This is a genomic window from Thioclava sp. SK-1 (assembly GCF_001705665.1).
Classification (GTDB): Bacteria; Pseudomonadota; Alphaproteobacteria; order Rhodobacterales; family Rhodobacteraceae; genus Thioclava.
This window is the reverse complement of sequence record NZ_MDHA01000022.1, coordinates 101,945-125,481: the sequence shown is the minus strand read 5'-3', so window position 1 is coordinate 125,481 and position 23,537 is coordinate 101,945. Positions and strand designations below refer to the sequence as shown.

General features: G+C 57.2%; 26 protein-coding genes. 20 read left to right on the top strand and 6 right to left on the bottom strand.

Annotation, left to right across the window (positions count from 1 at the left end; genetic code table 11):
- Both BFP70_RS20215 and BFP70_RS02635 read left to right on the top strand, forming a co-directional pair.
- On the top strand, window positions 1-156 hold a 156-nt coding region (locus BFP70_RS20215; RefSeq protein WP_176715475.1), incomplete at its 5' end, for a 5-deoxy-glucuronate isomerase.
- A gap of 115 nt (window positions 157-271) precedes the next feature.
- Window positions 272-1,315, top strand: coding sequence for a Gfo/Idh/MocA family protein (locus BFP70_RS02635; protein WP_066009832.1), 1,044 nt, complete (start codon window positions 272-274; stop codon window positions 1,313-1,315).
- A gap of 83 nt (window positions 1,316-1,398) precedes the next feature.
- Here the strand turns inward: BFP70_RS02635 and pheS are convergent, their stop codons facing one another.
- A complete protein-coding gene (gene pheS, locus BFP70_RS02630; RefSeq protein ID WP_066009815.1) occupies window positions 1,399-2,481 on the bottom strand; it encodes a phenylalanine--tRNA ligase subunit alpha in 1,083 nt (360 codons plus the stop codon).
- A 212-nt stretch (window positions 2,482-2,693) separates the two neighbouring features.
- On the opposite strand from pheS, the gene BFP70_RS02625 reads away from it, so the two are divergent.
- From BFP70_RS02625 to BFP70_RS02600, 6 genes are all read left to right on the top strand, one after another.
- Entirely contained in the window at window positions 2,694-3,185 is a 492-nt protein-coding gene (locus BFP70_RS02625) for a hypothetical protein (RefSeq protein ID WP_066009814.1), read from the top strand.
- A 119-nt stretch (window positions 3,186-3,304) separates the two neighbouring features.
- The gene (locus tag BFP70_RS02620) at window positions 3,305-3,589 is read left to right on the top strand and encodes a YrhK family protein (protein ID WP_066009813.1); all 285 of its coding nucleotides are present in this window, start codon (window positions 3,305-3,307) and stop codon (window positions 3,587-3,589) included.
- A 74-nt stretch (window positions 3,590-3,663) separates the two neighbouring features.
- Complete coding sequence (gene pheT / locus BFP70_RS02615) at window positions 3,664-6,072, top strand: phenylalanine--tRNA ligase subunit beta (RefSeq protein ID WP_066009812.1); 2,409 nt, start codon at window positions 3,664-3,666, stop codon at window positions 6,070-6,072.
- Between the two features lie 222 nt (window positions 6,073-6,294).
- Window positions 6,295-7,311, top strand: a complete 1,017-nt coding sequence (locus tag BFP70_RS02610) for a TRAP transporter substrate-binding protein (protein WP_066009811.1) — start codon at window positions 6,295-6,297, stop codon at window positions 7,309-7,311.
- The gene (locus BFP70_RS02605; protein WP_255356572.1) at window positions 7,308-7,832 is read left to right on the top strand and encodes a TRAP transporter small permease; all 525 of its coding nucleotides are present in this window, start codon (window positions 7,308-7,310) and stop codon (window positions 7,830-7,832) included. Before BFP70_RS02610 ends, BFP70_RS02605 begins: the two co-directional genes overlap by 4 nt.
- 3 nt (window positions 7,833-7,835) lie before the next feature.
- Window positions 7,836-9,155 (top strand): TRAP transporter large permease, encoded by a 1,320-nt coding sequence (locus tag BFP70_RS02600; RefSeq protein WP_066009810.1) that lies wholly within the window; start codon window positions 7,836-7,838, stop codon window positions 9,153-9,155.
- A gap of 20 nt (window positions 9,156-9,175) precedes the next feature.
- Here BFP70_RS02600 and BFP70_RS02595 read toward each other — a convergent pair whose 3' ends face one another.
- Window positions 9,176-9,802, bottom strand: coding sequence for an exopolysaccharide biosynthesis protein (locus BFP70_RS02595; RefSeq protein ID WP_066009809.1), 627 nt, complete (start codon window positions 9,800-9,802; stop codon window positions 9,176-9,178).
- 43 nt (window positions 9,803-9,845) lie between these two features.
- Window positions 9,846-11,495 (bottom strand): acetyl-CoA hydrolase/transferase family protein, encoded by a 1,650-nt coding sequence (locus BFP70_RS02590; RefSeq protein ID WP_255356571.1) that lies wholly within the window; start codon window positions 11,493-11,495, stop codon window positions 9,846-9,848.
- 193 nt (window positions 11,496-11,688) lie between these two features.
- On the opposite strand from BFP70_RS02590, the gene BFP70_RS20925 reads away from it, so the two are divergent.
- The 11 genes from BFP70_RS20925 (at window position 11,689) to BFP70_RS02540 (ending at window position 18,846) form a co-directional block, all read left to right on the top strand.
- Window positions 11,689-11,850, top strand: a complete 162-nt coding sequence (locus BFP70_RS20925; protein ID WP_176715474.1) for a hypothetical protein — start codon at window positions 11,689-11,691, stop codon at window positions 11,848-11,850.
- Between the two features lie 266 nt (window positions 11,851-12,116).
- Window positions 12,117-13,619 carry a signal recognition particle protein gene (gene ffh, locus BFP70_RS02585; protein ID WP_066009808.1) on the top strand — a complete coding sequence of 501 codons (1,503 nt, stop codon included), beginning with the start codon at window positions 12,117-12,119 and terminating at the stop codon, window positions 13,617-13,619.
- A 1-nt stretch (window position 13,620) separates the two neighbouring features.
- Window positions 13,621-14,163, top strand: a complete 543-nt coding sequence (locus BFP70_RS02580) for a GNAT family N-acetyltransferase (RefSeq protein ID WP_066009807.1) — start codon at window positions 13,621-13,623, stop codon at window positions 14,161-14,163.
- Window positions 14,160-14,456, top strand: coding sequence for a chorismate mutase (locus BFP70_RS02575; protein WP_066009806.1), 297 nt, complete (start codon window positions 14,160-14,162; stop codon window positions 14,454-14,456). The genes BFP70_RS02580 and BFP70_RS02575 overlap by 4 nt, the downstream gene beginning before the upstream one ends.
- Before the next feature lie 42 nt (window positions 14,457-14,498).
- Window positions 14,499-14,861, top strand: a complete 363-nt coding sequence (rpsP, locus tag BFP70_RS02570) for a 30S ribosomal protein S16 (protein ID WP_066009805.1) — start codon at window positions 14,499-14,501, stop codon at window positions 14,859-14,861.
- 1 nt (window position 14,862) lies between these two features.
- Window positions 14,863-15,510 (top strand): 5,6-dimethylbenzimidazole synthase, encoded by a 648-nt coding sequence (bluB, locus tag BFP70_RS02565; RefSeq protein WP_369820174.1) that lies wholly within the window; start codon window positions 14,863-14,865, stop codon window positions 15,508-15,510.
- Complete coding sequence (gene rimM / locus BFP70_RS02560; protein ID WP_066009804.1) at window positions 15,510-16,016, top strand: ribosome maturation factor RimM; 507 nt, start codon at window positions 15,510-15,512, stop codon at window positions 16,014-16,016. The genes bluB and rimM overlap by 1 nt, the downstream gene beginning before the upstream one ends.
- Before the next feature lie 106 nt (window positions 16,017-16,122).
- Window positions 16,123-16,917, top strand: a complete 795-nt coding sequence (gene trmD / locus BFP70_RS02555) for a tRNA (guanosine(37)-N1)-methyltransferase TrmD (RefSeq protein ID WP_066009828.1) — start codon at window positions 16,123-16,125, stop codon at window positions 16,915-16,917.
- 296 nt (window positions 16,918-17,213) lie between these two features.
- The gene (rplS, locus tag BFP70_RS02550; RefSeq protein ID WP_066009803.1) at window positions 17,214-17,588 is read left to right on the top strand and encodes a 50S ribosomal protein L19; all 375 of its coding nucleotides are present in this window, start codon (window positions 17,214-17,216) and stop codon (window positions 17,586-17,588) included.
- Between the two features lie 11 nt (window positions 17,589-17,599).
- Complete coding sequence (rpmE, locus tag BFP70_RS02545) at window positions 17,600-17,821, top strand: 50S ribosomal protein L31 (RefSeq protein WP_066009802.1); 222 nt, start codon at window positions 17,600-17,602, stop codon at window positions 17,819-17,821.
- A gap of 215 nt (window positions 17,822-18,036) precedes the next feature.
- The gene (locus BFP70_RS02540) at window positions 18,037-18,846 is read left to right on the top strand and encodes a division plane positioning ATPase MipZ (RefSeq protein WP_066009801.1); all 810 of its coding nucleotides are present in this window, start codon (window positions 18,037-18,039) and stop codon (window positions 18,844-18,846) included.
- Window positions 18,847-18,941: 95 nt separating this feature from the next.
- Here the strand turns inward: BFP70_RS02540 and BFP70_RS02535 are convergent, their stop codons facing one another.
- Window positions 18,942-19,511 (bottom strand): FMN-dependent NADH-azoreductase, encoded by a 570-nt coding sequence (locus tag BFP70_RS02535; protein WP_066009800.1) that lies wholly within the window; start codon window positions 19,509-19,511, stop codon window positions 18,942-18,944.
- Between the two features lie 108 nt (window positions 19,512-19,619).
- Here BFP70_RS02535 and BFP70_RS02530 point away from each other — a divergent pair, with 108 nt between their 5' ends.
- A complete protein-coding gene (locus tag BFP70_RS02530; protein WP_066009799.1) occupies window positions 19,620-20,504 on the top strand; it encodes a LysR family transcriptional regulator in 885 nt (294 codons plus the stop codon).
- A 24-nt stretch (window positions 20,505-20,528) separates the two neighbouring features.
- Here the strand turns inward: BFP70_RS02530 and BFP70_RS02525 are convergent, their stop codons facing one another.
- Window positions 20,529-21,764 carry an OpgC family protein gene (locus BFP70_RS02525; RefSeq protein ID WP_066009798.1) on the bottom strand — a complete coding sequence of 412 codons (1,236 nt, stop codon included), beginning with the start codon at window positions 21,762-21,764 and terminating at the stop codon, window positions 20,529-20,531.
- Window positions 21,757-23,535: a glucans biosynthesis glucosyltransferase MdoH gene (gene mdoH, locus BFP70_RS02520; RefSeq protein WP_066009797.1), complete on the bottom strand. Its 1,779-nt coding sequence runs from the start codon at window positions 23,533-23,535 to the stop codon at window positions 21,757-21,759. The genes BFP70_RS02525 and mdoH overlap by 8 nt, the downstream gene beginning before the upstream one ends.
- Window positions 23,536-23,537 lie beyond the last annotated feature (2 nt).

Genomic DNA, 23,537 nt, shown 5'->3' with positions numbered 1-23,537 from the left:
ATGGCCGTCGCCGATGGCGATGTCGTCTGCGTCCCGCGCGGACACCACCCCTGCGGTGCACCACATGGCTTTGAGATGTATTACCTAAACGTCATGGCAGGACCACGCAGAAACTGGAAATTCCAACCCGCACCAGAAGTCAAACACCTCATGTGAAGAAGTGTGATTGGGGCGGCCGGTGGCGGGGTTTGGCAGCGCCAACGCGCGTAAAATGGCGGCCCATTTTGCGACTGACCCAATCATGGGTGAGCTAAATATGAAAGGAACGGTCATGTTTGATTTTCCAACCAAATTGCCTGATGTTCGCATTGCCGATCCGATGCAGGCCCCTGCGTTGAGATGGGGTGTTCTTGGGTCTGGCTGGATTGCCGAGCAATTCATTGCCTCAACCCGCGCTCATACCTGTCAGGTCTTTGCCGCGGTCGGTTCACGCAGCGACGCAAAGGCCCGTGCCTTTGCCCAGAAATGGGACATTGGCACGGCCTATGGATCCTATGATGCGCTTGTGGCGGATCCTGATCTGGATGTGATTTATGTCGCCACCCCGCATAACATGCATTACGAACATGTCATGCTGGCATTGCGGGCGGGGAAGAATGTCTTGGTGGAGAAGCCAATGGCAATGACCCATGCGCAGGCGGCAAAAATGGCCAAGCTGGCACAGGACAAGGGCCTATTTCTGGCAGAGGCGCTTTGGACCTATTTCTTGCCGAAATTTGATGTGCTTGATCAGATTATCGCGGCAGGCTGTTTGGGCGAGATCATGTCGATTCACACGGATTACGGCGAGTATTTCACCCGTGATCACCGGATATTTGATCCAAAACTGGCCGGCGGGCCATTGTTGGATTTGGGCACCTATCCTTTGTCGCTGATCACCCGGCTGATGGGCATTCCCGCGCAGATGGTGGGGATGCGCCAAATGGACAAAAGCGGCGTGCATGGCCAGCTTTCGCTGATCATGGCGGATGCTTTTGGCCATCAGGCCACGCTGTCGACCACTTTATATGGTATCACCCCAACCAATGCCGTTATTGTTGGGACGCAGGCCACGCTGCGATTTGGGTCCGAGTTTAATCTGCCCGGACCTTTCACCCTGAGCAGTGCGGATGGCACGCAGGCGCTGACATGGGATGAACCTGTGGGTCGGCATTTTGAAGGGCTGTATTATGAGGCCGCCGAGGTTGCCCGTTGTATTTCCGCAGGCAAGACACAGACGCCCAAGCGGCCTTTGGCGCAGACATTGGATCTGATCCAGGTCGTGGATCAGGTTGTGGATGTGCTGGGGATTTCCTATGCCGAGGCAGGCCTGTAAGACCCCAGATCATTGCATCTTGCACCAAGATGGCGTGACCGATTGCCCCCAAACGCATCAGGGGGTAATCGGCGGATTGGATTTTAGCGGCTAAGGCCACCTGCGATTGTCGGCATATCTTGCGGCTGGAACCCGTAATGTTTCAGCCAGCGTAGATCGCTGTCGAAGAAGGCGCGCAAATCAGGGATGCCATATTTCAACATCGCCAGACGGTCGATGCCGATCCCAAAGGCAAAGCCCTGCCATTCTTTGGGGTCAATGCCACCGGCTTCCAACACTTTGGGATGCATCATGCCAGAGCCAAGGATCTCCATCCAGGAATCGCCTTCGCCCACTTTCAGCTGTTTGCCTTCCCATGAGCAACGGATGTCGACTTCGGCCGATGGTTCGGTGAACGGGAAATGCGAGGCACGAAAGCGCAGCTCCACATCATCAACTTCAAAGAAGGCCTTGCAGAATTCTTCCAGAACCCATTTCAGGTTCGCCATCGAAATATCTTTGCCAATCGCCATCGCTTCGACCTGATGGAACATCGGCGCATGGGTCATATCCATATCCATGCGGTAGACCCGCCCCGGAGCAATGACGCGGATTGGCGCGCCATGTTCCAACATCGCGCGGATCTGCACAGGGCTGGTATGGGTGCGCAGCACATGGGGTGGACGGTCGTCTGATGCATCACGATGCATGAAGAACGTATCATGTTCTTGCCGGGCAGGGTGTTCTGGTGCGATGTTCAGCGCATCGAAATTGTGCCAATCGTCTTCCACCTGTGGGCCTTCGCCCACACTGAAGCCCATATCAGCGAAAATCGCGATCACTTCTTCGGTCACCTGGCTGACGGGATGGATCGTGCCCGACCGGCGCGGCCGCCCCGGCAAGGTGACATCCAACCATTCGTCTTTCAGCCGTAGCTCCAACGCCGCATCGGCCAAGGCTTGTTTCTTGACGCGCAATGCGGTGTCAATCTGTGTCTTCAGTTCGTTCAGCGCTTTGCCAAATGTCTGTTTTTCTTCCGGGCTCATTTTGCCCAGCTCACGCATTTTCAGGCTTATTTCGCCTTTCTTGCCCAAAGCGGCCAGCCGGATTTCCTCCAGTGCAGCTTCGTCAGCGGCGGCATCTACGCCACCCAGATATTTGTCCTTGAGCTGGTCCAGAACGTCCATCGGCATCTCCTTCGGTTCGGGCATGTTGCTACCCAGTCGCAGATCAAAAGACAAGCGATCAGGCCCGAAATCTGTGTCTGAACCGGGCGGATATGCGCCAGTTTAACACGGTATTTATCAAGAAACCGCCAGCTATCGTGTCATGACGGATAAGCCGCGCTATGTCATAGTAACGTCGAATCTTTGAACAGACCGAATTTAGGAGGAAGTGCATGTCTTGGGTGGCCCTGATTTTTCTGGTGATCGTTGGTGCGGGGCTTAGTTTTGGCTCCGTCCTGCTGGCATGGGCGCAAGGAGAGCCGAGCGATCGTCATGAAGGCTATGTTGCGGCCATCACGCGGCTTGGAATTGGTGCGTTTGCGGGCATTTTTATATTAGCGTTTTTGCTATTTATCGGTGTGACCGGCGGTATTTTTGCGCAATATGTGGCCTTTGCTATCGGTATTTGCATCGGTTTGGCCGCAATTTGGGCAGAGCATTTCCAACCCGCACATGCCCGCAATTACGACATTGGCCTGAAAATTACGCAGTTGTGGGCGGGGATCGGCATCGTGCATTTGCTTTTCGGTTTGCTGATGGCCGCCGTTGGGGCGCATTTCGCCATGACGGACCTGCTGTTCCTAGAGATCGTCTGCATCATCTGCTTTATGCTGTTTCGTGGTCTTGTCCGCTTGGCGCAGACCGAAGAAGATCAGGCGCATTGATCGCGTGACACCGTCTTAATCGTGACATTGCGGGGCCGTTTGGCCCCGTTTTGCATGTCGCGCCAGCGCATCCGATTGCCGGGCGCCTTACCCCACCGACACTCAAAGGTTTGTGTTTTATGCAACAGCTCTTTCATTATGATCAACAGCATGGCTCACCGCGAAAACGCCGGATCTATGCGGCCTATGAATTGCTTTACACGGCTGTCGATTTTGGCGCAGCGCTGTGTTTCGTGATTGGCTCTGTGATGTTCTTCTCAGACAGTTGGATGACCCCGGGCACATGGCTGTTTTTGATCGGTTCGATCTTATTCGCCTTTAAGCCAACGATCCGCCTGATCCGCGAAATTCGGTTGGTGTCGATGGGCGATGTGGGCGATGTTGCGCAAAAGCAGACCGACTAGACCCTTTTCCCTTCCGTCGTGATCGGCTAGGACAGGGCCGCATGCCCATCCGGGCCCGAGACGAAGGGTGACCCATGAAATTCACGCTGAGCTGGCTAAAGCAACATCTGGACACCGAGGCGAGCCTCGATGAGATCCTTTACGCCCTGACCGATTTGGGATTGGAGGTCGAAGAAGTTATCGACCCGGCCTCTAAATTGGCACGCTTTACCATCGCGAAAGTGGTGCATGCAGAGCAGCATCCAGACGCCGACCGTTTGCGCGTGTGCCGCGTGATATCGGATGAGGGCGAAAAGCAGATCGTCTGCGGCGCCCCTAATGCGCGTGAAGGGATCACCGTTGTTCTGTGCAAACCCGGTGATTATGTGCCCGGCATTGATACGACCCTGTCTGTGGGCAAAATTCGTGGCGTCGAAAGCCATGGCATGATGGCATCCGAGCGGGAGCTGGAGCTTTCCGAAGAACACAACGGTATTATTGAGCTGCCCTCGGGTGAGGTTGGCCAAAAATTCACCGATTGGTTGGCGATCAACCGTCCCGAGGCTGTTGATCCGGTGATCGAAATTGCAATCACGCCGAACCGTCCTGATGCGTTGGGCGTGCGCGGCGTTGCGCGTGATCTGGCCGCGCGCGGTCTGGGAACATTGAAGCCGTTGCAGGTGACCCCTGTGGCCGGAACCTTCGACAGCCCAATTTCCGTGACAATCGATCCGGAGTTGAAGGAAAAAGGCTGCCCGATCTTTGCAGGCCGCGTCATTCGCGGTGTGAAAAACGGTGAAAGCCCTGCGTGGTTGAAAAAACGGCTGGAGGCAATCGGCCTGCGTCCGATTTCGGCACTGGTGGATATTACAAACTATTTCACCTTTGATTTGAACCGTCCGCTGCATGTGTTCGATGCGGCCAAGGTTGCAGGTGGGTTGCGGATTGAACCGGCCAAAGGTGGAGAAAGTTTCGCGGCGCTGGATGAGAAAACCTACATTTTGCGCGATGGCATGATGGTCATTGCAGATGACAATGGCGTCGAAAGCCTGGCCGGTGTGATGGGTGGTGCCGCTTCTGGCGCGCAAAGCGATACGGTCGATGTGTTCTTGGAATCGGCCTATTGGGATCCGATCACGGTTGCGGCCACGGGCCGGGCGCTGAAAATCAATTCCGACGCGCGCTATCGGTTTGAACGCGGGATCGACCCGGCCTTTACCCTGGATGGGCTGGAACTGGCGACGCAGATGGTGTTGGACCTATGTGGCGGCGAGGTATCGCATGTGGTGATGGACGGCGCTGTGCCGGATGTCCGTCGGGCGTATACGTTGGACCCGGCGCGGGTGATCAGCCTTGTTGGGATGGATATCCCGGCAGATCAGCAACGCAAGACATTGGAAAGCCTGGGATTTGTGTTCGATGGCGATCAGGCCTATGTGCCAAGCTGGCGCCCTGATGTGCTGGGCGAGGCGGATTTGGTCGAAGAGGTGGCGCGTATTGCCTCTTTGACCAAACTGGTCGGTCAGCCATTGCCACGCGCAAACACGGGCGTTCCCGGTGCGATTTTGACCCCATTGCAACAACGCGAAAAAATGGCGCGGCGCACGATCGCGGCCTTGGGTTATAATGAATGCGTCACCTACAGCTTTATCGACGGTCCATCCGCGACGCTGTTTGGTGGCGGCGAGGATACGACGAGATTGCAAAACCCGATCAGCTCTGAGATGACGCATCTGCGCCCTGATCTGCTGCCGGGCCTATTGCAGGCTGCCAGTCGCAATCAGGCGCGCGGTTTCGGTGATCTGGCGTTGTTTGAGGTTGGCCCGGCGTTTTCAGGCGGTGAACCGGGTGAACAACACCTGCAGGCCGCAGGTCTGTTGGTGGGGCAGTCTTCGCCGCGCGACCCCTTTGGTTCGCGCCGTCCGGTAGATATTTACGATGCCAAGGCGGATGCCGAAGCTGTCTTGCAGGCCATCGGCGCACCGGCACGGTTCCAAATCAATCGCAAAGTGTCGGGCTGGTTCCATCCTGGCCGTTCAGGTGTGATGGCGTTGGGGCCGAATAAGCTGTGCGCATTTGGGGAGATTCACCCGAAAGTGTTGCGCGAACTTGGCGTGAAAGGTCCGGCGGTTGGTTTCACCATTTGGGTGGAAAACGTGCCCTTCCCGAAGGCCAAAGGCACGACACGTCCGGCCCTGACCACGTCTGACTTGCAGGCAGTAGATCGCGATTTCGCCTTTGTCGTGGATCGCCATGTCGAGGCGCTGACGGCGGTGAATGCGGCGATGGGTGCTGATAAGCAGCTTATCGAATGCGTGCAGCTGTTTGATCAGTTCACCGGAGCCAAAGCAGAAGAGCAGATGGGTGAAGGTAAGAAATCCATCGCCCTGACCGTGCGCCTGCAACCTACGGACAAAACCTTGACCGACAAAGATATTGAAGCGGTTAGTGCCAAGATCATCGACAAGGTCACGAAGGCCACGAAAGGCGCATTGCGTAGCTGATAGCGGCCGAAATATCTACGACATGACACGCCCCTGATCCACGGATCGGGGGCGTTTTCAATTTGGCATCGCAAAGCGGATGATGAAAAACTGAACGTGCGATGAAAAAAACAGCGGTGAGTGGGGGAAACTGGCATCGCCGGGCTTTCCCTTTGGCAAATCTGTTGCTTAATATCGGGCGAAATCAGCGCCCTTATGGGCAGCACGACAAAGGATCTTGCGATGACCAAACCCGTTCTTGCCGCCAGTTTTGCGATTGCCTTGTCGATGGCCGGTCCGGCTTTGGCGCAGACCAATCTGACGGTGGCAAATTGGCTGCCGCCATCGCATCCGTTGGTGTCCCAGCTGATCGTGCCGATGACCGAAGCGATTTCTGATGCCACCCAAGGCGAGGTCACCGCCACGTTGCTGCCGGCCCCGCTTGGCCCGCCACAGGCGCATTTTGATTTTGCCGTCAATGGTGTGGCGGATATCACCTTTGGTGTTCAGGGGTATAACCCGGGCCGGTTCAAGACCACGAATGTGGTCGAATTGCCATTTCTGGGTGATAGCGCAGAAGATATCTCGGTCGCTTATTGGCGGGTATGGGAGAAGATGCTGAAGCCGGCGGGTGAATATGATCAGGTCAAAGTCTTGGCCGTCTTTGGTCACGGTCCGGGGCAGGTGTTTTTGAAGGGCGGCGATGTCTCGGGCGCTGATGCGCTAAAGGGCCGCAAGATCCGCGTAGGCGGCGGGATCGTGCATGAAGTTGTATCGGCCTTGGGGGCGGTTCCGGTGGAAGGCCCGTCGTCAAAATCCTATGAGCTGCTAAGCCAGGGCGTCGCAGACGGGATCACCTTTCCATATGAATCGGTGGCGTTCTTCAAGCTGATCGACCAATTGACTGATGCGATCAACGTGCCCGGTGGATTGTTCAACACCTCATTTTACATCGTCATGAACAAGGCGAAATGGGACAGCCTGTCGCCCGAAGTTCAGGCCCAAATCGACAGCGTCACGGGCGAAGCTTTGGCACGTCAAGCCGGGCAGATGTGGGACATGGCAGACCGCGACGGCCGTGCCGCGATGGAGGGTCAGATCGCTATCGCCGATGCGAGCGACGCTCAAATCGCCGCCTGGACCGAGGCGTTGCAGCCGCTGGTGGATGCGAAACTGGCAGAGGCCTCTGAGGCCGGAATCGACGGCCAGGCCGCCTATAATATGCTGAAATCCGAGATTTCGGCTGAGGCGTCCAAGTGATCCAAAGCTTTGATCGCGCCCCGGAGACGGACCCGTCTTCGGGGCAGCATCCGCCTGTGCCACGCTCGCCTGCGCGGCTGGTCCTGGCCGTGCTATGCGGTGTGATGTTGCTGGCGATGATGGGCTTGACGGTTACTGATGTTATCGGGCGCTATGTGTTCAACGCGCCGTTGATCGGCGCGACTGAACTAACCGAGATGCTGCTGGCAGCGGTAATTTTTTTGGGATTGCCCGCAGTGTCTGGAGATGGGGATCATGTGACAGTGGATCTGTTGGTCCATCGGTTTCCTTGTTGGGTGCAGCCGATCCGGCAGGTGCTGATTGCGCTGTTTTCGGCCGGGATGCTGGCAGTGATCGCGTGGCGGATCTGGGTCTACGCGGCGCAGATCGGATCCTATGGCGGCGCGACCAATAGCCTGCGCTTGCCGATTGCACCTTTGGGATATGTATGTGCGCTGTGCTGCGCGGCGGGTGTGGTGCTGACGGTGTGCCACGCCGTAATACATCTAAGGGACGAATAAGCGATGCAGCATTGGGAAGTGGGTGTCGCCGTTTTGATCGGTCTGCTGCTATGCGGTGTGCCGATTGCCTTCGCACTGGCCGGGATTGGCTTGTTTGGTACTGTGGCGATTATCGGCTGGACGCCTGCGCTCTCTTTGCTGGGGTCGGTGTTCTTTGACAACGGTCGCAATTATTCTTTGTCGGTGCTGCCGCTGTTCTTGATGATGGGCAATTTCGTCGTGCAATCAGGGATCGCGACCGAGCTATATGGATCGGCCTATGCGTGGCTGCGTCACCGCAAGGGGGGGCTGGCGATGGCCACGGTGGTGGCCTGCGGTGCGTTTTCTTCTGTGTGCGGGTCCAGCATGGCGACGGCTGCGACCATGACGCGGATTTCTTTGCCGTCGATGCGGCGCTTTGGTTATCCCGATCAATTGTCGACAGCGGCGATTGCTGCAGGGGGAACCTTGGGCATTTTGATCCCGCCGTCTGTGATTTTGGTATTTTACGGCATCATGACCCAGCAAGATATCGGCAAGCTGTTCTTGGCGGGGATTGTGCCGGGGATTTTAGGCGTTGTGCTTTATGCGGTGGCCGTGCGGATCTCGATGCGGATGCAGGGGCTGGATTTGCCGGTGGAGCCAAAGCTGCCCTTGCGGGCGCGGTTCGGGGCGCTGCGTGGTACAGCCGGGGCCATCGTGCTGTTCGTCTTTGTGATGGGTGGCATCTATACAGGTGTCTTCACGCCGACGGAAAGTGCTGGAATGGGGGCTTTTGGCGCCTTGATGCTGACCATCGCGATGGGCAAGTTTTCATGGGCGCGGATGGCGAACGTATTGTATGATACAACCAAAACAACCGCGATGATGTTCTTCATCTTGTTTGGTGCGCTGGCCTTTACCAACTATGTGAATATGTCGGGCATGACAGCAGATATCCAATCCATGTTGTCAGTATTCGGCACCAGCCCAGTGGCGCTGATCGCCTGTATTTTGGTGATCTATCTGATCCTTGGCTGTATGTTGGAAGGGCTGTCGATGATCATGCTGACCGTCCCGGTGTTTTACCCCATCGTTGCGGCGCAGGGGTTTGATCTGATCTGGTTTGGCGTTTTTGTCGTGGTCATCACCGAAATCAGCTATATCACACCGCCGGTGGGGATGAATGCCTTTGTCCTGCGCTCTGTCGTGCGTGACGTAGAGCTGCGTGTAATTTTTCGTGGGCTTATGCCGTTTGTGGCGGTGGATGTGGTGCGGATCGCGCTGTTGATCGCCTGTCCATGGCTTGTCCTTGCGCTGCCCTATCCAGATCAATTCATCGCGGCGATTAAGGCGCTGTTATAGGCGCGCTGTGATTTGATGGTCTAGGCAAATAGCCCGGCCAGATCGCCTGCCGCCGTATAACCCACAAATCCCGCAAGCACCACAAACGCCAGCCCCAGCACCGCGATCAGCCCATCGCGCACCAATAGCGACAGCGCCATTAAAGTCACCGCAAACCCCATGATGGATGAGGTGAACGGCACCAGCTCTAATACGGGCATCACCAGCCCGCATAACAAGATGCAGCTTTGTGTGATCCATCGAAACGGACGGTGGGTGAATATGATCAGCCGCTCTTTTACGCGGTGGTCAACCCAAGTCGCAGGTTTGCGCAGCTTATGTATGGCGGCGCGCAGCTTCTCGCCGGTCAGGCGGCGCGACGTGATCCAACGCGGCAGCCACAGATGCTGCCGCCCAACCAACATCTGCGCCGAGATTAGCGCGATCAAGATGCCGCAGACCGATGAAAACAGCGGGATGCCTGACAGTGGGCTGACCACGGCAAGCGCAGGCACCATCAGCACCGGCACAAAGGACGCGCCGCCCAAACTGTTCAGCAGAGTTTCAAGGCTAATACTGTCGCGCCCTTGGCAGGTGTTGTGCAATCGATCAAGAATATCCGAGACGGGACGGGTCTCGTTCAAGGCCTGTGGTGTCTCAATGTCCATAATTGGCTCGCTTATGCTGCCCAAGCGCAGCGTAATATCGGATTTAGGGCTTCATCGTTCCGGTTTCAATATAGCGCTGATGCCAGCTTAACGCCTGCGACAACAGGTGCGGCGCATGATTGCCGAAACTGTCACGTTGGGCGCGGGCGAAATACTCGCTCAGGGCATCGCGGTAATCGGGATGGGCGCAGCGGTCGATGATCTGCCGGGCGCGCTGTTTGGGCGACAGGCCACGCAGATCAGCCAGCCCTTGTTCGGTTACGATCACTTGCGCATCTTGACTGATATGATCGACATGCGCCGCCATCGGAACAATCGCCGAGATCTTGCCGTTCTTGGCGGTCGAAGGGGTCATGAAGATCGACAGGTAGCTGTTGCGAGCGAAATCACCCGATCCGCCAATGCCGTTTTGCATTCTTGAGCCCATCACATGCGTAGAGTTAATATTGCCATAGATATCGGCCTCGATCATGCCATTCATCGCAATACAGCCCAGACGGCGGACCAATTCCGGGTTGTTTGAGATATCTTGCGGCCGCAAAATTAGTTTATCCCGGAAGAACGCTGCATTGGCGTTGAAATAGGCGGCTTTTTCCGGGGACAGGGAAAAGGCTGTGGCGGAGGCCATGCGTAATGTGCCGGCCTCGATCATATCCAACATCCCGTCCTGGATCACCTCGGTAAAGGCGGTCATGTTTTCAAACGGGGCCGCGATCAGCCCGGCCATGACGGCATTTGGTACATTGCCCACCCCCGATTGCAACGGCAGCAGCGAATTTGGCAGGCCGGCGCGTTTGGCATCCCATGTCAGGAAGTCCAGAATATTATCTGCAATGGTCTGTGCGGTGGCATCGGGGGCTTTGAACGGGGCGTTGCGATCGGGGATGTCGGTTGCGACCACGGCCACGACTTTCTTTGGATCAACGGTGAAACGCGGCTGACCAATCCTGTCGTCTGGTTTGATCAGCGGTATGGGGCGGCGATTGGGCGGCAAAGCGGTGCCGTAATAGATATCATGCATCCCATCCAACAGTGGCGATTGCCAGCTGTTTACCTCTAGGATCACTTGGTCGGCCATATCCAGCCATGTCTTGTTATTTCCCACCGAGGAGGACGGGATCAGATCGCCGTTTTCTGTGATGCCGGACAGTTCGATCACCGCAGTGCTTAATTGGCCCAAAACCCCTTCCCACGCCATTGGGGCGACTTGGCTTAGATGGATATCGACGTAGTCGATGTCGCCCGAGTTGATCTTTTGGCGGGTGATGGGATCGGAATTATAGGGCAGGCGGGTGCGAATTCCATCGACCTGTGACAAGGCACCGTCCAGTTCTGGCCCGGTAGAGGCGCCTGACCAAACAGAGACCTGAAACGCATCGCCTTGAGCATGGGCAGCTGCGATCCGCTGCGCAAGTGCCTGTGGCACGGCCTTGGGATAGCCAGAGCCAGTGAAACCGGACATGCCGAGGGTCGTGCCCGGGTTGATCCATTGGGCGGCATCATGGGCATCCATCAGCTTGGCGGCGAAATCGGGGTGTTTAATGCGCGACAGGGCGCTGTTCTGGGTCATGGGGTTTTCCTCCTGCGGTGGCGGCATCGGCTCCTCGTCCGGATGCGTTCGGCCATCCTGTGCCAGAGCCTGTGCGGCTGATCCGGCATTGTCCATATCGCAGCAGATATGCGGAAAATGCATGGCTTTGCCGTCATGCTATGCGCTTTGGGGGTATCGCGGGCGCAGTCAAAATGTGGCGCAATTGGCCTGAAGTGGTAAATATTTCCCTAAAATTGCCTTAGGATCTGCGATCTTCGGGCCAGAATTCACGGTGATATGGTCCTGTCCTTAAGAAATGGGGGCGCAAAGATAAAAACGTGATTGGAGGCACTCGATGGCACAGAAACTTAGACTCACCGCTTTGTTGGCATTGTTTCAAGGCGGTCAGAACGACCGGGTCGAGCGCCGATTGATCGCGATGAGCCTGCGCAATTCTCCGCGTGCGCGGCGGCGCTCTGTGTCGCCCTTTCGCGAAGTCATGCCGCGCAGCGCCTGACACATATAAAAAACACTCTTCGAGCAGCTAAGCACAAAATCAAAAGGCCCGGGACATGACCGGGCCTTTGTTCTATCTTGGGCTTATGTGATGGGCTGCCGGGGTGGAGGGTTGACTTTGGCCGTCGGTTTTTCTATATCACGCCAGATTCCCCGGAGGACAGTTCCCTCCGGTCCCCGCATTCGGCGGGGATCGCCACCAGTCAGCGCGTCGCGCCCACTGGTGCGCTTGTCGTTTGTTCAAGCCCCTTGCCGAAGGAGGGAGCCATGTTCGAGAACCTATCAGATCGCCTTGGCGGTGTATTCGACCGGCTGACCAAGCAAGGTGCGCTGAGTGCCGATGACGTCAAGACCGCATTGCGTGAGGTGCGTGTTGCCCTGTTAGAGGCCGATGTGTCTTTGCCGGTGGTGCGCCAGTTCGTCAAAGCGGTTGAGGCCAAGGCGACAGGCGCGGCCGTGACCAAATCCATCACCCCGGGCCAGCAGGTTGTGAAGATCGTCCATGACGAACTGATCGCGATGCTGGCAGGCGATGAGGATGCCGGCGCGCTGAAAATTGACAACCCACCCGCGCCGATCCTGATGGTCGGTCTGCAAGGTTCGGGTAAGACGACAACTACGGCCAAATTGGCGCGGCGCTTGAAAGAGCGTGAGAAGAAGCGCGTTTTGATGGCGTCTTTGGATATCTATCGCCCTGCGGCAATGGAGCAGCTGCAAATCCTTGGCGGTCAGATCGGCGTTGACACATTGCCGATCGTGCAGGGCGAAAGCGCCGTGCAGATCGCGAAACGCGCCAAACAGCAGGCCAGCCTTGGCGGTTATGATGTCTATATCCTGGACACCGCCGGCCGCTTGCATATCGACGATGTGCTGATGTCTGAGGTCGCGCAGGTGCGCGATGTTGCCAACCCGCGTGAGACATTGCTGGTTGTGGACGGTCTGACCGGGCAGGTCGCGGTTGAGGTCGCGCAGGAGTTTGAAGATAAGGTCGGCATTTCAGGCGTGGTCTTGACCCGGATGGATGGCGATGGCCGTGGCGGCGCTGCGCTGTCGATGCGCGCGACCACGGGCAAGCCAATCCGCTTTGTCGGTCTTGGCGAAAAGATGGACGCGCTGGAAACCTTTGAGGCAGAGCGTGTCGCGGGCCGTATCCTTGGTATGGGCGATATCGTTGCTCTGGTAGAGCGCGCGCAAGAGGTTCTGGAAAAAGAGCAAGCCGAGCGCATGATGAAACGGTTCCAAAAGGGCCTGTTCAACATGAATGACATGCGCAGCCAGCTGGAACAGATGGAAAAAATGGGCGGCATGCAGGGTGTTATGTCGATGATGCCGGGCATGGGGAAAATGGCGAAGCAGGCAGAAACTGCCGGGTTCGATGACCGTTCGATCCGCCGCCAGATCGCGCTGATCAATTCGATGACCAAGGCCGAACGTGCCAAACCCGAGCTGATGAAAGCATCGCGCAAAGAACGCGTTGCCAAAGGCGCGGGTCTGGATGTTGCCGAACTGAACCGCCTGCTGAAGATGCAGCGTCAGATGGGCGACACCATGAAGAAGATGGGCAAGATGAAAGGCGGCATGCTGAAAAAAGCCATGTCCGCCATGATGGGCAAAGGCGGAGGCCTGCCCAATGCCGCAGATATGGATCCCGCAAAGATGGAAGAGGCGGCGAAGATGCTTGGCTCTCAGATGCCCAAGGGCATGCCCGGAATGGGCGGCATGGGTCTGCCGGGTCTTGGCGGACTGGGCGGTTTGGGGAAAAAGAAATAAGATGATCGCGCTGTCGCCCACCCCGGTTCTGGAGACAGAACGCCTTGTTCTTCGTGCGCCTGCACAGAAGGATTGGCCGTTGTGGCGTGCGTTTCACCAATCCGATCGGTCTGATTTTGTCCGTCCTGGTGCGACTTTCGATGAAGGTCAAAGCTGGCGCTCATGGGCGGCTGTGGTCGGCCATTGGGTGATGCGCGGATGGGGGCCGTTTGTGGTCACACAAAAGGCCAGCGATCGCGGTGTGGGTCTGGTTGGCCCTTGGCAGCCTGCCGGTTGGCCAGAGGCCGAATTGCTATGGACCATCTGGGACGCCAAGGACGAGGGGCGCGGCATCATGGCAGAGGCGGCTTCGGCCGCGCGCCGTTATGCGTTTGACGTGTTGGGCTGGCCCACTGCCGTGAGCTATATCGACGAAAAAAACACCCGTTCGGCTGCTTTGGCCGGGCGTTTGGGTGCCTGCGCAGATCCGGAGGCATCGGTTCCTGCCGGTAAGGGCCAGATCGTCGCATGGCGCCATCCTGCCTTGAAGGAGACGCGCGTATGACCGACGCAGCAACCCGTGCCGCAGAGCTGTTGAAAGAACATCGCGACAGCATCGATCGTTTGGATGCGGTCTTGATCTATACGCTTGCAGAACGCTTTTCCCAGACCAAAGCGGTCGGCAAGCTGAAGGCAGAGCACGACCTTCCCCCCTCGGACCCGAACCGGGAGGAGACTCAGATCGCGCGTTTGGAAACCATGGCTGTCGAAAGCGGCCTTGATCCAGAATTCGCGAAGAAATTCCTGAATTTCGTGATTTCCGAAGTCATCCGGCATCACGAGCAAATGCAGAAATAACGGGCCACCCGCCCGACCCAAGCCATTCAAAGGAGAAACACCATGGCTATGAAAATCCGTCTCGCCCGTGGCGGCTCGAAAAAGCGCCCCTTCTATGCAATCGTTGCATCTGACTCGCGTATGCCGCGCGATGGCCGCTTTATCGAAAAGCTGGGCACCTATAACCCGCTGCTGCCGAAAGACAGCGAAGAGCGTGTGAAAATGGACGCAGAGCGCGTTCAATACTGGTTGGGCCAAGGCGCACAGCCGACCGACCGCGTTGCACGCTTCCTGGAAGCCGCAGGCGTGAAGGCGAAAACAGAGCGCAACAACCCCAAGAAAGCCGTTCCTGGCAAGAAAGCACAAGAACGTGCAGACGAAAAAGCTGCAAAAGCGGCTGAAGCTGCAGACGCGTCGGCAGAGTAATCTGTTGTCGCAGGCCTTTAGCGCATCGTTTCGCGATGATCTGCACCGGCTGATGCGGTGGCGGCGTGATGTACGCCGCTTCCGCAGTGATCCTGTGCCGGACCAGATCCTGGCGCGCGGGCTGGAGGCTTTTGCTATGGCGCCATCGGTTGGCTTGTCCGAACCCTGGCGCATCGTCACTGTGGAAAGCGCTGCGGCACGAGCTGCGGCGCTTGCCAATTTTGAGGCCGCCAATGCCGAGGCTTTGGCAACCTATCAAGCGCATGGCGAAGATAATCGCGCCGCGCTTTATGCGAATCTAAAGCTGACAGGAATGCGCGAAGCGCCGGTACAGCTTGCCGTGTTTTGCGATGAGACCAGCGCCAAAGGTGCGGGGCTGGGCGCGCGGACAATGCCGGAAATGCGTGCCTATTCGGTGGCCAGTGCGATTTCGATGATGTGGCTTGCACTGCGCTCAGATGGTGTTGGGCTGGGCTGGGTGTCGATTTTTGACGCGCCGGGCCTTGCACGCGCGCTGGACGTGCCTGACAGTTGGAAATTGATCGGATATTTATGTATCGGCTGGCCCGAACGCATAAGCAACACGGCCGAACTGGAAGAACTGGGCTGGGAACCACGTATTGGCCTGCCTGAAATGGAGCGAAGATAATGTCGAAATCCGAACGTGTGTGCGTCGGTGCCATTGCCGGAGCCTTCGGAGTCTCTGGCGAGGTCCGGGTAAAGTCCTTTTGCGCCGATCCTGAATCGATTGCGGAATATCGGCCGCTGTATTCCGAAGATGGCACACGTGAATTTACCTTGGCGCAGCTGCGCGCGATCAAGGGCGGGCTGGGTGTACGCCTGTCTGATGTCGACACAAAGGAACAGGCCGACGCGCTGAAGGGCGTCACGCTTTGGGTTGACCGCGACAAGCTGGCGTCATTGCCCGATGATGAGTTTTACCACGCGGATCTGATTGGTCTGGATGTGGTCGACGTCGGCGGCGCTTCTTTGGGCAAATTGCATGCGGTGCAAAACTATGGCGCGGGTGATATTTTGGAAATCCATGCGGCGTGGCAAAGCACCTCATTGATGTTGCCCTTTACCCGTGAGGTGGTGCCGACAGTGGATTTAACGGCGGGTCGGATTGTTGTCGACCCACCTGAAGGCGTTTGACCCGCAGTCCCAATAGAAAGCCACGACCATGAATGACGACAGTGATGCGCAAAACGCAACCGATAAGCCTGCGCTAAAATCGCATGGCGGCAAAAGCCACGGTGGGATGGGCACCAAATCGCATGGTCGGCTGAGCATCGGCGCCTCGCGGCAGCCACGTTCGTTGATGGATGAGCCGCCACAGCTGAAGGGCGCGTGGAAGGCAAAAATCGTCACGCTCTTTCCCGAGGCATTTCCCGGCGTTCTGGGGCTGTCGCTGACAGGGAAGGCGCGCGATCAGGGGCTTTGGGCGCTTGATACCGTTGACCTGCGTATGTTCGGCGTGGGCAAGCATAAGAATGTGGATGATACGCCCGCAGGGGGCGGGGCGGGGATGGTGCTGCGCGCAGATGTGGTTGGCGCAGCATTGGAAGAGGCAGCACGCAGTGTCGATCCGCAGTCCAATTGGCCGGTGGTGTATATGTCCCCCCGCGGCAAGCCCTTTGATCAGGCGATGGCTCAGCGCTTTGCGCGTTGCGATGGTATGACCATTCTATGTGGTCGGTTTGAAGGCGTGGATGAGCGCGTTTTGGAACATTATGGCATCGAAGAAGTCTCGATGGGGGATTTCGTTCTGACGGGGGGCGAATTGCCAGCGCAGGCGTTGATAGATGCCACTGTGCGGCTGTTGCCCGGTGTGTTGGGCAATGCCGAATCTGCGGTGGATGAAAGCCATTCAAACGGGCTGCTAGAGCATCCGCAATACACCCGCCCTGCTGAATGGGAGGGCAGGCAAATCCCTGATGTGCTGACCTCTGGTCACCACGGTAAAATTGACGCGTGGCGGCGCGAAATGTCGGAACAGATCACCCAAGACCGCCGGCCTGACATGTGGGAACGCCACCGGGCGAAACCACGTTAGGCTGCGCGTCACAGGGGGGAGGCAGGGTCTGATCTGGGTGAATATGCCCCTTGATCCGCAGTCGGTTTGCCCGTATGACGCACGGGTCTGGGTCGGAATCGGCCCCGACCCTTTGGCTATTGTTGTAGGTGCCTCTTCCGCATCGCTGTTACACGCTGGCAAAGGTATAAGGAACAGACGACCTGATCCCTTAGGCGGGCACGACACTTCGGTGCAATCCCCGACGAAGACCCGAGGTTCTGAGGACGCTATAGCATCTTCGCGGAACAAACCGCGAGCAATTGAAAGGATATGCGATGAACCTGATCGCGCAACTCGAGGCGGAACAGATCGCCAGCCTCGGCAAAGATATTCCGGACTTTAAGGCCGGCGACACCGTTCGCGTTGGCTATAAAGTGACCGAAGGCTCGCGTTCGCGCGTCCAGATGTATGAAGGCGTTTGCATTGCACGCAAAGGTGGCGCGACGATCGCAGCCATGTTCACCGTGCGCAAAATTTCCTTCGGTGAAGGTGTGGAACGTGTGTTCCCGCTGTATTCGACCAACATCGATTCGATCGAAGTTGTTCGTCGTGGTCGTGTGCGCCGCGCGAAACTGTATTACCTGCGTTCGCGTCGCGGTAAATCGGCACGTATTGCCGAGGACACCACCTACAAACCCAAAAAAGCCTAAGGAGCGGTTCGATGAAAGCGGATATCCATCCAGACTACCACACCATCACCGTCAAAATGACCGATGGCACCGAATATCAGACCCGCACGACCTGGGGCGCAGAGGGCGACACGATGACCCTCGACATCGACCCAACGTCGCACCCGGCATGGAATGGCGGCAGCTCGCGCCTCATGGATACCGGTGGCCGCGTGTCGAAGTTCAAAAACAAATATGCCGGTCTGGGTTTCTGATCCCAAACCGCATTTGTGTTGCAAAGGGCGTGCCATTTGGTGCGCCCTTTCTCTTTGCAGGGTCTGTTTGATGGCCGCACAGTCACCGTTGCGAAAAGACATGAATCGCCACTTGTGCGTGGATCGAATGCACGCGGCTTCTTCCTTCGGACGCGCTTGGCTTCTATAGTCCGGCCAAGGCGAGACCCTACAAGATCAAGAAGGACGAGGCGAACGTGGCGCATATCATCGTGACTGGTAATGAAAAGGGCGGTTCTGGAAAATCCACGACCTCTATGCATGTGGCCACCGCCTTGGCGCGGATGGGGTTTCGCGTAGGCGGTCTGGATTTGGACCTGCGACAGCGCAGCTTTGGCCGCTATGTCGAAAACCGCCAGGCATTCATGGCCCGTGAAGGTGTTGCGCTGCCGTCGCCGGAATATCGCACCTTGCCGGAAATTGATCCTGCAGAGCTGCCACAGGGTGAAAACCCATTCGATTACCGCCTGTCGAAGGCGGTTGCCGAAATGGAACCGAATTGCGATTTTATTCTGATCGACTGCCCCGGATCGCATACCCGGCTAAGCCAGGTGGCGCACTCACTGGCCGATACGCTGATCACGCCGTTGAATGACAGTTTCATTGACTTTGATCTTTTGGCGCGGATTGATCCGGCGACATCGAAGGTGGTGGGCCCGTCGATCTATTCCGAAATGGTCTGGTCGGCCCGTCAGCTGCGGGCCAAGGCCGGGCTGAAGCCGATTGACTGGATCGTCTTGCGCAACCGTCTGGGCGCGCAGCAGATGCACAATAAACGCAAGGTCGGCGGTGCATTGGAGCAATTGTCCAAACGGATCGGCTTTCGCGTTGCGCCCGGCTTTTCTGAACGCGTGATTTTCCGCGAACTTTTCCCACGCGGCATTACATTGCTGGATCTAAAGGATCTGGGCGTTGAAAAGCTTAACATCTCTAATGTGGCGGCGCGTCAAGAGCTGCGCGATCTGATCAAGGCGTTGGAATTGCCCGGTGTTGAGGTCAATTTCTGATCCCTTTTCCGCGCATAAAAAAGGTCCGTGCAAGCTGCACGGACCCAGGCTGGGAAGAGATTCGAAGCCGGACCACACAGGCCCGGCAATAGAAGTTAGGCTGCAAGCCCTTTGATTTGTTCTTCGGCTTTTGCGATGGCTTCGGCTTCACCCATTGCCACACCTTCCGCCGAGATGAATGTCAGATCGGTCAGGCCGATAAAGCCAAAGACCTGTGTTACATAAGCTGTTGCCAGATCGTAACCCGATCCCTGTGGGACGCCGCCAGAGGCATAGGCAACATAGACGCGCTTGGGTGATACCAGCCCACGGGGACCTTCTTCGGTGTATTGGAATGTCTCACCCACGCGGCAGATCATATCGATCCAGGCTTTCAGCGGGCCAGTGACACCGAAGTTATATAGCGGCATGCCGACAACAATGGCATCTGCATCTTTGATCTCTGCGATCAGCTCTTCGGACAGCGCAAGCAGTTCTTTTTGCTCATCGGTGCGTTTGTCCGCCGGGGTATAGGCTGCACCGATCCATGTGCCGTCGATCAGCGGAATCGTAGTAGTGTCGCGCACTACGACGTCGCCACCCAGCTGTTCGGTGATCTTTGCTGTCAGCTGGCGGGTGACAGAAGCGTCACCTTTGATCGAGCTATCGATACGAAGAATTTTCATGTGCAGGCTCCAAAAGGACTGATTTGTGCAGTTGTTGCTAAACTTGCCTCTTGTGTGTTTGAACTCAACTGTCATGATCGCACCCAAAATGTTCGCGGGTGCACAGGTATGAATTTCGAAAACTGGGATGAGATTAGAACCGCTTATCAGGTGGCGCGGGTTGGCACGGTGTCGGGCGCGGCCGAAGTGCTGGGCGTGCATCACGCCACAGTCATTCGCCATGTTGATGCGTTAGAAGCGCGGTTGGGAACGCGGCTGTTTCAGCGCCATCCACGCGGTTACACTCCGACCGAGGCAGGCCATCAGCTGTTGGCCGTAGGGCAGGCGACAGAGGATCAGTTCAGCCAGTTGGCAGCGCGTATCGCCGGGGCAGGGGAAGAAGTGTCCGGAGAGCTGATCATCACGTCTTTGCCGACATTGTCGCCTTTGGTTTTGCCGGCGTTGGAAAGCTTGTTGGTGGATCATCCGAAGCTGCATCTGCGTTACCTTACAGATCAACGGGTGTTCCGGTTGGAATATGGCGAGGCGCATGTGGCGATTCGCGCAGGAAACCGCCCAACAGAGCCCGATAACGTGGTGCAGCAGCTATCTTCAAACCAGGTCGGTTTGTATGTCGGACACAGCTATGTGGATCGCTATGGCATGCCTACGGTCGAAACGCTGGCAGAGCAACGCTTTGTAGGCCCTGAACAGCGTGACAGCCGGGCACCGTTTTGGCGCTGGTTGGCGGCGCATGTCCCGGATGAGGCGGTGGTTTTTCGCGCCAATGACCATGAAAGCCAATTGGCGGCTGTGCGGCAAGGCTTGGGGCTGGGCTTTGTGCCTGCCTATGAAGGGCGTGCGGACAGCCGCATGGTCGAGGTGATGCCGCCCCAAGCCGATTGGGAATCACCGCTGTGGTTGGTGACCCATGTCGATTTGCACCGCACGGCAAAGGTGCAAGCGGTGCTGAAGGTACTGAAAGACCGGATTGGTAGTCCCAAAAAGGCCTGATCGCGCAGATCGTCCTGGTGCGGATCAGCGCACCGGGGCTTTGCGGGGCAGGGGCAGGATTTTATCGGCCAGCGGCATCTGCGGCTCGGCGCCTGGTGCCGTGCCACGCGTTGTTGGCATCGGTTTTGGTTTAGGGGCTGCAAGATGCTCTCTCAGCCAGGCAAACCCGTAAAGCACGGCCAAGCCGCCCCAAATCAGCACTGTGTCCTGTACCACGCCGCCGGGCGCGACATAGCGGATGGCTTGCGCCAAAATCGCCAACGCCGTGCCCGCAGCAAACACGGGCAGCCCATGTCGTCCCATCAGGCGCAGCGGCGCGAATGCCGGGTGCGCGGCCAATTTCGGTATCAGCCCTGGCAAGGACAGGATATACGCCAGCGCAAGAAAATGGCTAAGCCGTGGCAGCCCGACATAAGTCTTGTCAAATGTCACCAGATAGAATGGCACATCCCATTCACGCAGCTGCCAAATCACATGGCCCAGACCTTTTTGCAGCATGTCACTATTGACCCAGACAGCGGAAAAAATCAGCCAGGCGGCACATGTCATCACGAGCCATCGTTTGATCGGCACAAAGCGGTTGTGGCTGCGAAAAGCCAATCCGGTCAGCAAGCCCAATGTAAAAATAAGCTGCCACGACAGCGGGTTAAAGAACCATCCGCCTTCAAATACCGAATTGGGCAGGTTCAGCCGGAATTGCCCGACCAGTGCCCAAACCGCGACGGAGCCACCCAAAAGCCCTAACGGGGTGCGTTGCCCGATGCGGATCAAAAATGGTGTGGCGAGCAATAGCACTGCATACATTGGCAAGATATTCACATAGCCAAGCTGATGGGTCAGCGTTGCAATCCCGATTAGGAATTCCAGCGGCTGTTCAGCCAAAGGCGATAGCGCGATCTTTTTCATCAACCCCTCGCCGCCGAAATGCAGCGCAGCGGTTGAGAAAATCGCAATCGCCCAGATGCTTAGCATGATGTGGATCATATAAAGCAACCAACTGCGGCCCCAGATTTTTTGCACCGTAGACAGGTTCAGCCCCGCTGCAAGCTTGGGCCCATAGGCCATCGCTGCAGCAGTTCCCGACATGAACACAAAGGCCTCCGCCGCATCGGAATGACCGAAGTTACGCGAGGTCAGATTTTCATAAATCTGGCCGGGAACATGATTGATATAAATCATCGCCAGGGCCAACCCACGGAAGACATCCAACCGTGGATCGCGCCCTGACACATGGCCGGGAGCAGGGATTGTGCTAGGCACTGTGTTTCTCCTCGGCGCGGGCATCTAGCCGCGCACTCCAATCTGCCAGCACCTGATCGTGCAGGCGCAGGATCGGGGCTGGGCTGTATTCAGATGGAACACCAAACAATCGACCGCCCGCGCCACGAGAGGTGAGGGAAATCAAGACAGGGGCCAAGATCATTGGCAAGCCAACAGGTAGCAGCCACAAAAATAGGCCTGGCGCGAACACCCATGTGGCCCAAAGGCCAACTATGCCAATCAGCGTGATCCACCAAGACGCACGCAGCCCGTCACCCAATGTCAGACGCCCATCGCCGCGGTTGTTGGTGGGCCAGCCACCATCTGCACCCAGCAGAACCTGAATGACCGAGCGTGTGGCAAACATCAGCAGCACAGGGGCATTAAGCGACGATAGCAGCAGCTCCCCCAAGGTGGACCAGAACGCCCGTGCCGGGCCGCCAAAATCATCCGCTGTGCCGTCTTTGGCCGCACGTCCTGCAATCAGCAGTTTCGGCACCAGAAGCAGACCGAAGATGCCGATGGCCAAGCCGATGGCCTTCGATGCTTCTGAGGGCGGGAAATACGGAAATGGCCAGTTCGGCTCGGGAAAGTAATTGGGCGGCGCGGTAAAGGTGGACGCCGCGATCGAACACAGGATAAATCCCAGCCAAAAGAGCGGCGCAATATAGGCCATGATCCCTTGGGCGAAGACAAAGCGCGACCACAGGCGCAAACCGGGTGCCCCGATGATCCGCGTATGTTGCAGATTACCCTGGCACCAGCGGCGATCGCGTTTGGCGTGATCAACGATGTTTTCTGGCCCTTCTTCAAAAGATCCCTGCAAATCATCGTCCAGACGCACGATCCAGCCTGCGCGCGCCAGAAGGGCGGCTTCGACATAGTCGTGGCTCATGACATGCCCACCAAAGGGTGGTTTTCCGCGCAGCGCGGGCAGGCCACAGCTTTCGGCAAAGGCACGGGTCCGCACCATCGCGTTATGGCCCCAAAACGGCCCTGTGCGACCCTGCATCATCGCCAGACCACGCGCAAAGACAGGTGAGAAAAACGCGGCTGAAAACTGCATTGCGCGGCCAAAATGGGACCGGGCACGCACGACTTTTGGCAGGGTTTGCAGCAGACCCAAACGGGGCTCAGCTTCCATCCGGCGGGCCATCTGCAAGATCGTCTCGCCTTCCATCAGGCTGTCGGCATCCAAGATCAGCGCGAAATCATAGGCCGCCCCAGAGCGCGTAATGAAATCCTCGATATTTCCGGCTTTTTTGCCGATGTTATTTTCCCGGCGGCGATAGAAAAACCGCCCCAGCCCTTTGCGCTCTTTCACCAGATCTGCAAACAGCTGTTCTTCGCGCCGCGCTGTCAGATCGTTGCGTGTGTCTGACAAAATCGCGAAATGCACGTTAACTTCGGTATTCGAGGCCTGCGCGGCAGCTGTGACAGAGGCATCCATCGCCGCAAGCCGGGAAAATGTATAAAGCGGATCTTCATTATAGACCGGCATTAAAACCACCGTGCGGGACGTGATTGGTGCGTCGGGGTCATAGACTGGGGGGGTGGCGCGTGTGCTGAGCCCGATAAGTGCCTGAACCGCGCCCCAAGCCAGCCACAGCGTTGAAATAAGGATCAACACAGCACGGGTGATGTCATATACATCCAGCCCGTTTTGATCCCCAAATTGCAGAAATAAAATGAAAGCACCGAACCCCGCAAGGAGGCTCAGTGCAACTGCGCTACCACGCAGCGCCCACAGGCGGGCGCGGTCATTTGTCATGG

What these genes read in the sequence shown, in the direction of transcription:
- BFP70_RS02635 (WP_066009832.1), top strand. Translation starts at nt 272, where the DNA reads ATGTTTGATTTTCCAACCAAATTGCCTGATGTTCGCATTGCCGATCCG.
- pheS (WP_066009815.1), bottom strand. Translation starts at nt 2,481, where the DNA reads ATGGACGTTCTGGACCAGCTCAAGGACAAATATCTGGGTGGCGTAGAT.
- BFP70_RS02625 (WP_066009814.1), top strand. Translation starts at nt 2,694, where the DNA reads ATGTCTTGGGTGGCCCTGATTTTTCTGGTGATCGTTGGTGCGGGGCTT.
- BFP70_RS02620 (WP_066009813.1), top strand. Translation starts at nt 3,305, where the DNA reads ATGCAACAGCTCTTTCATTATGATCAACAGCATGGCTCACCGCGAAAA.
- pheT (WP_066009812.1), top strand. Translation starts at nt 3,664, where the DNA reads ATGAAATTCACGCTGAGCTGGCTAAAGCAACATCTGGACACCGAGGCG.
- BFP70_RS02610 (WP_066009811.1), top strand. Translation starts at nt 6,295, where the DNA reads ATGACCAAACCCGTTCTTGCCGCCAGTTTTGCGATTGCCTTGTCGATG.
- BFP70_RS02600 (WP_066009810.1), top strand. Translation starts at nt 7,836, where the DNA reads ATGCAGCATTGGGAAGTGGGTGTCGCCGTTTTGATCGGTCTGCTGCTA.
- BFP70_RS02595 (WP_066009809.1), bottom strand. Translation starts at nt 9,802, where the DNA reads ATGGACATTGAGACACCACAGGCCTTGAACGAGACCCGTCCCGTCTCG.
- BFP70_RS02590 (WP_255356571.1), bottom strand. Translation starts at nt 11,495, where the DNA reads ATGCATTTTCCGCATATCTGCTGCGATATGGACAATGCCGGATCAGCC.
- BFP70_RS20925 (WP_176715474.1), top strand. Translation starts at nt 11,689, where the DNA reads ATGGCACAGAAACTTAGACTCACCGCTTTGTTGGCATTGTTTCAAGGC.
- ffh (WP_066009808.1), top strand. Translation starts at nt 12,117, where the DNA reads ATGTTCGAGAACCTATCAGATCGCCTTGGCGGTGTATTCGACCGGCTG.
- BFP70_RS02580 (WP_066009807.1), top strand. Translation starts at nt 13,621, where the DNA reads ATGATCGCGCTGTCGCCCACCCCGGTTCTGGAGACAGAACGCCTTGTT.
- BFP70_RS02575 (WP_066009806.1), top strand. Translation starts at nt 14,160, where the DNA reads ATGACCGACGCAGCAACCCGTGCCGCAGAGCTGTTGAAAGAACATCGC.
- rpsP (WP_066009805.1), top strand. Translation starts at nt 14,499, where the DNA reads ATGGCTATGAAAATCCGTCTCGCCCGTGGCGGCTCGAAAAAGCGCCCC.
- rimM (WP_066009804.1), top strand. Translation starts at nt 15,510, where the DNA reads ATGTCGAAATCCGAACGTGTGTGCGTCGGTGCCATTGCCGGAGCCTTC.
- trmD (WP_066009828.1), top strand. Translation starts at nt 16,123, where the DNA reads ATGGGCACCAAATCGCATGGTCGGCTGAGCATCGGCGCCTCGCGGCAG.
- rplS (WP_066009803.1), top strand. Translation starts at nt 17,214, where the DNA reads ATGAACCTGATCGCGCAACTCGAGGCGGAACAGATCGCCAGCCTCGGC.
- rpmE (WP_066009802.1), top strand. Translation starts at nt 17,600, where the DNA reads ATGAAAGCGGATATCCATCCAGACTACCACACCATCACCGTCAAAATG.
- BFP70_RS02535 (WP_066009800.1), bottom strand. Translation starts at nt 19,511, where the DNA reads ATGAAAATTCTTCGTATCGATAGCTCGATCAAAGGTGACGCTTCTGTC.
- BFP70_RS02530 (WP_066009799.1), top strand. Translation starts at nt 19,620, where the DNA reads ATGAATTTCGAAAACTGGGATGAGATTAGAACCGCTTATCAGGTGGCG.
- mdoH (WP_066009797.1), bottom strand. Translation starts at nt 23,535, where the DNA reads ATGACAAATGACCGCGCCCGCCTGTGGGCGCTGCGTGGTAGCGCAGTT.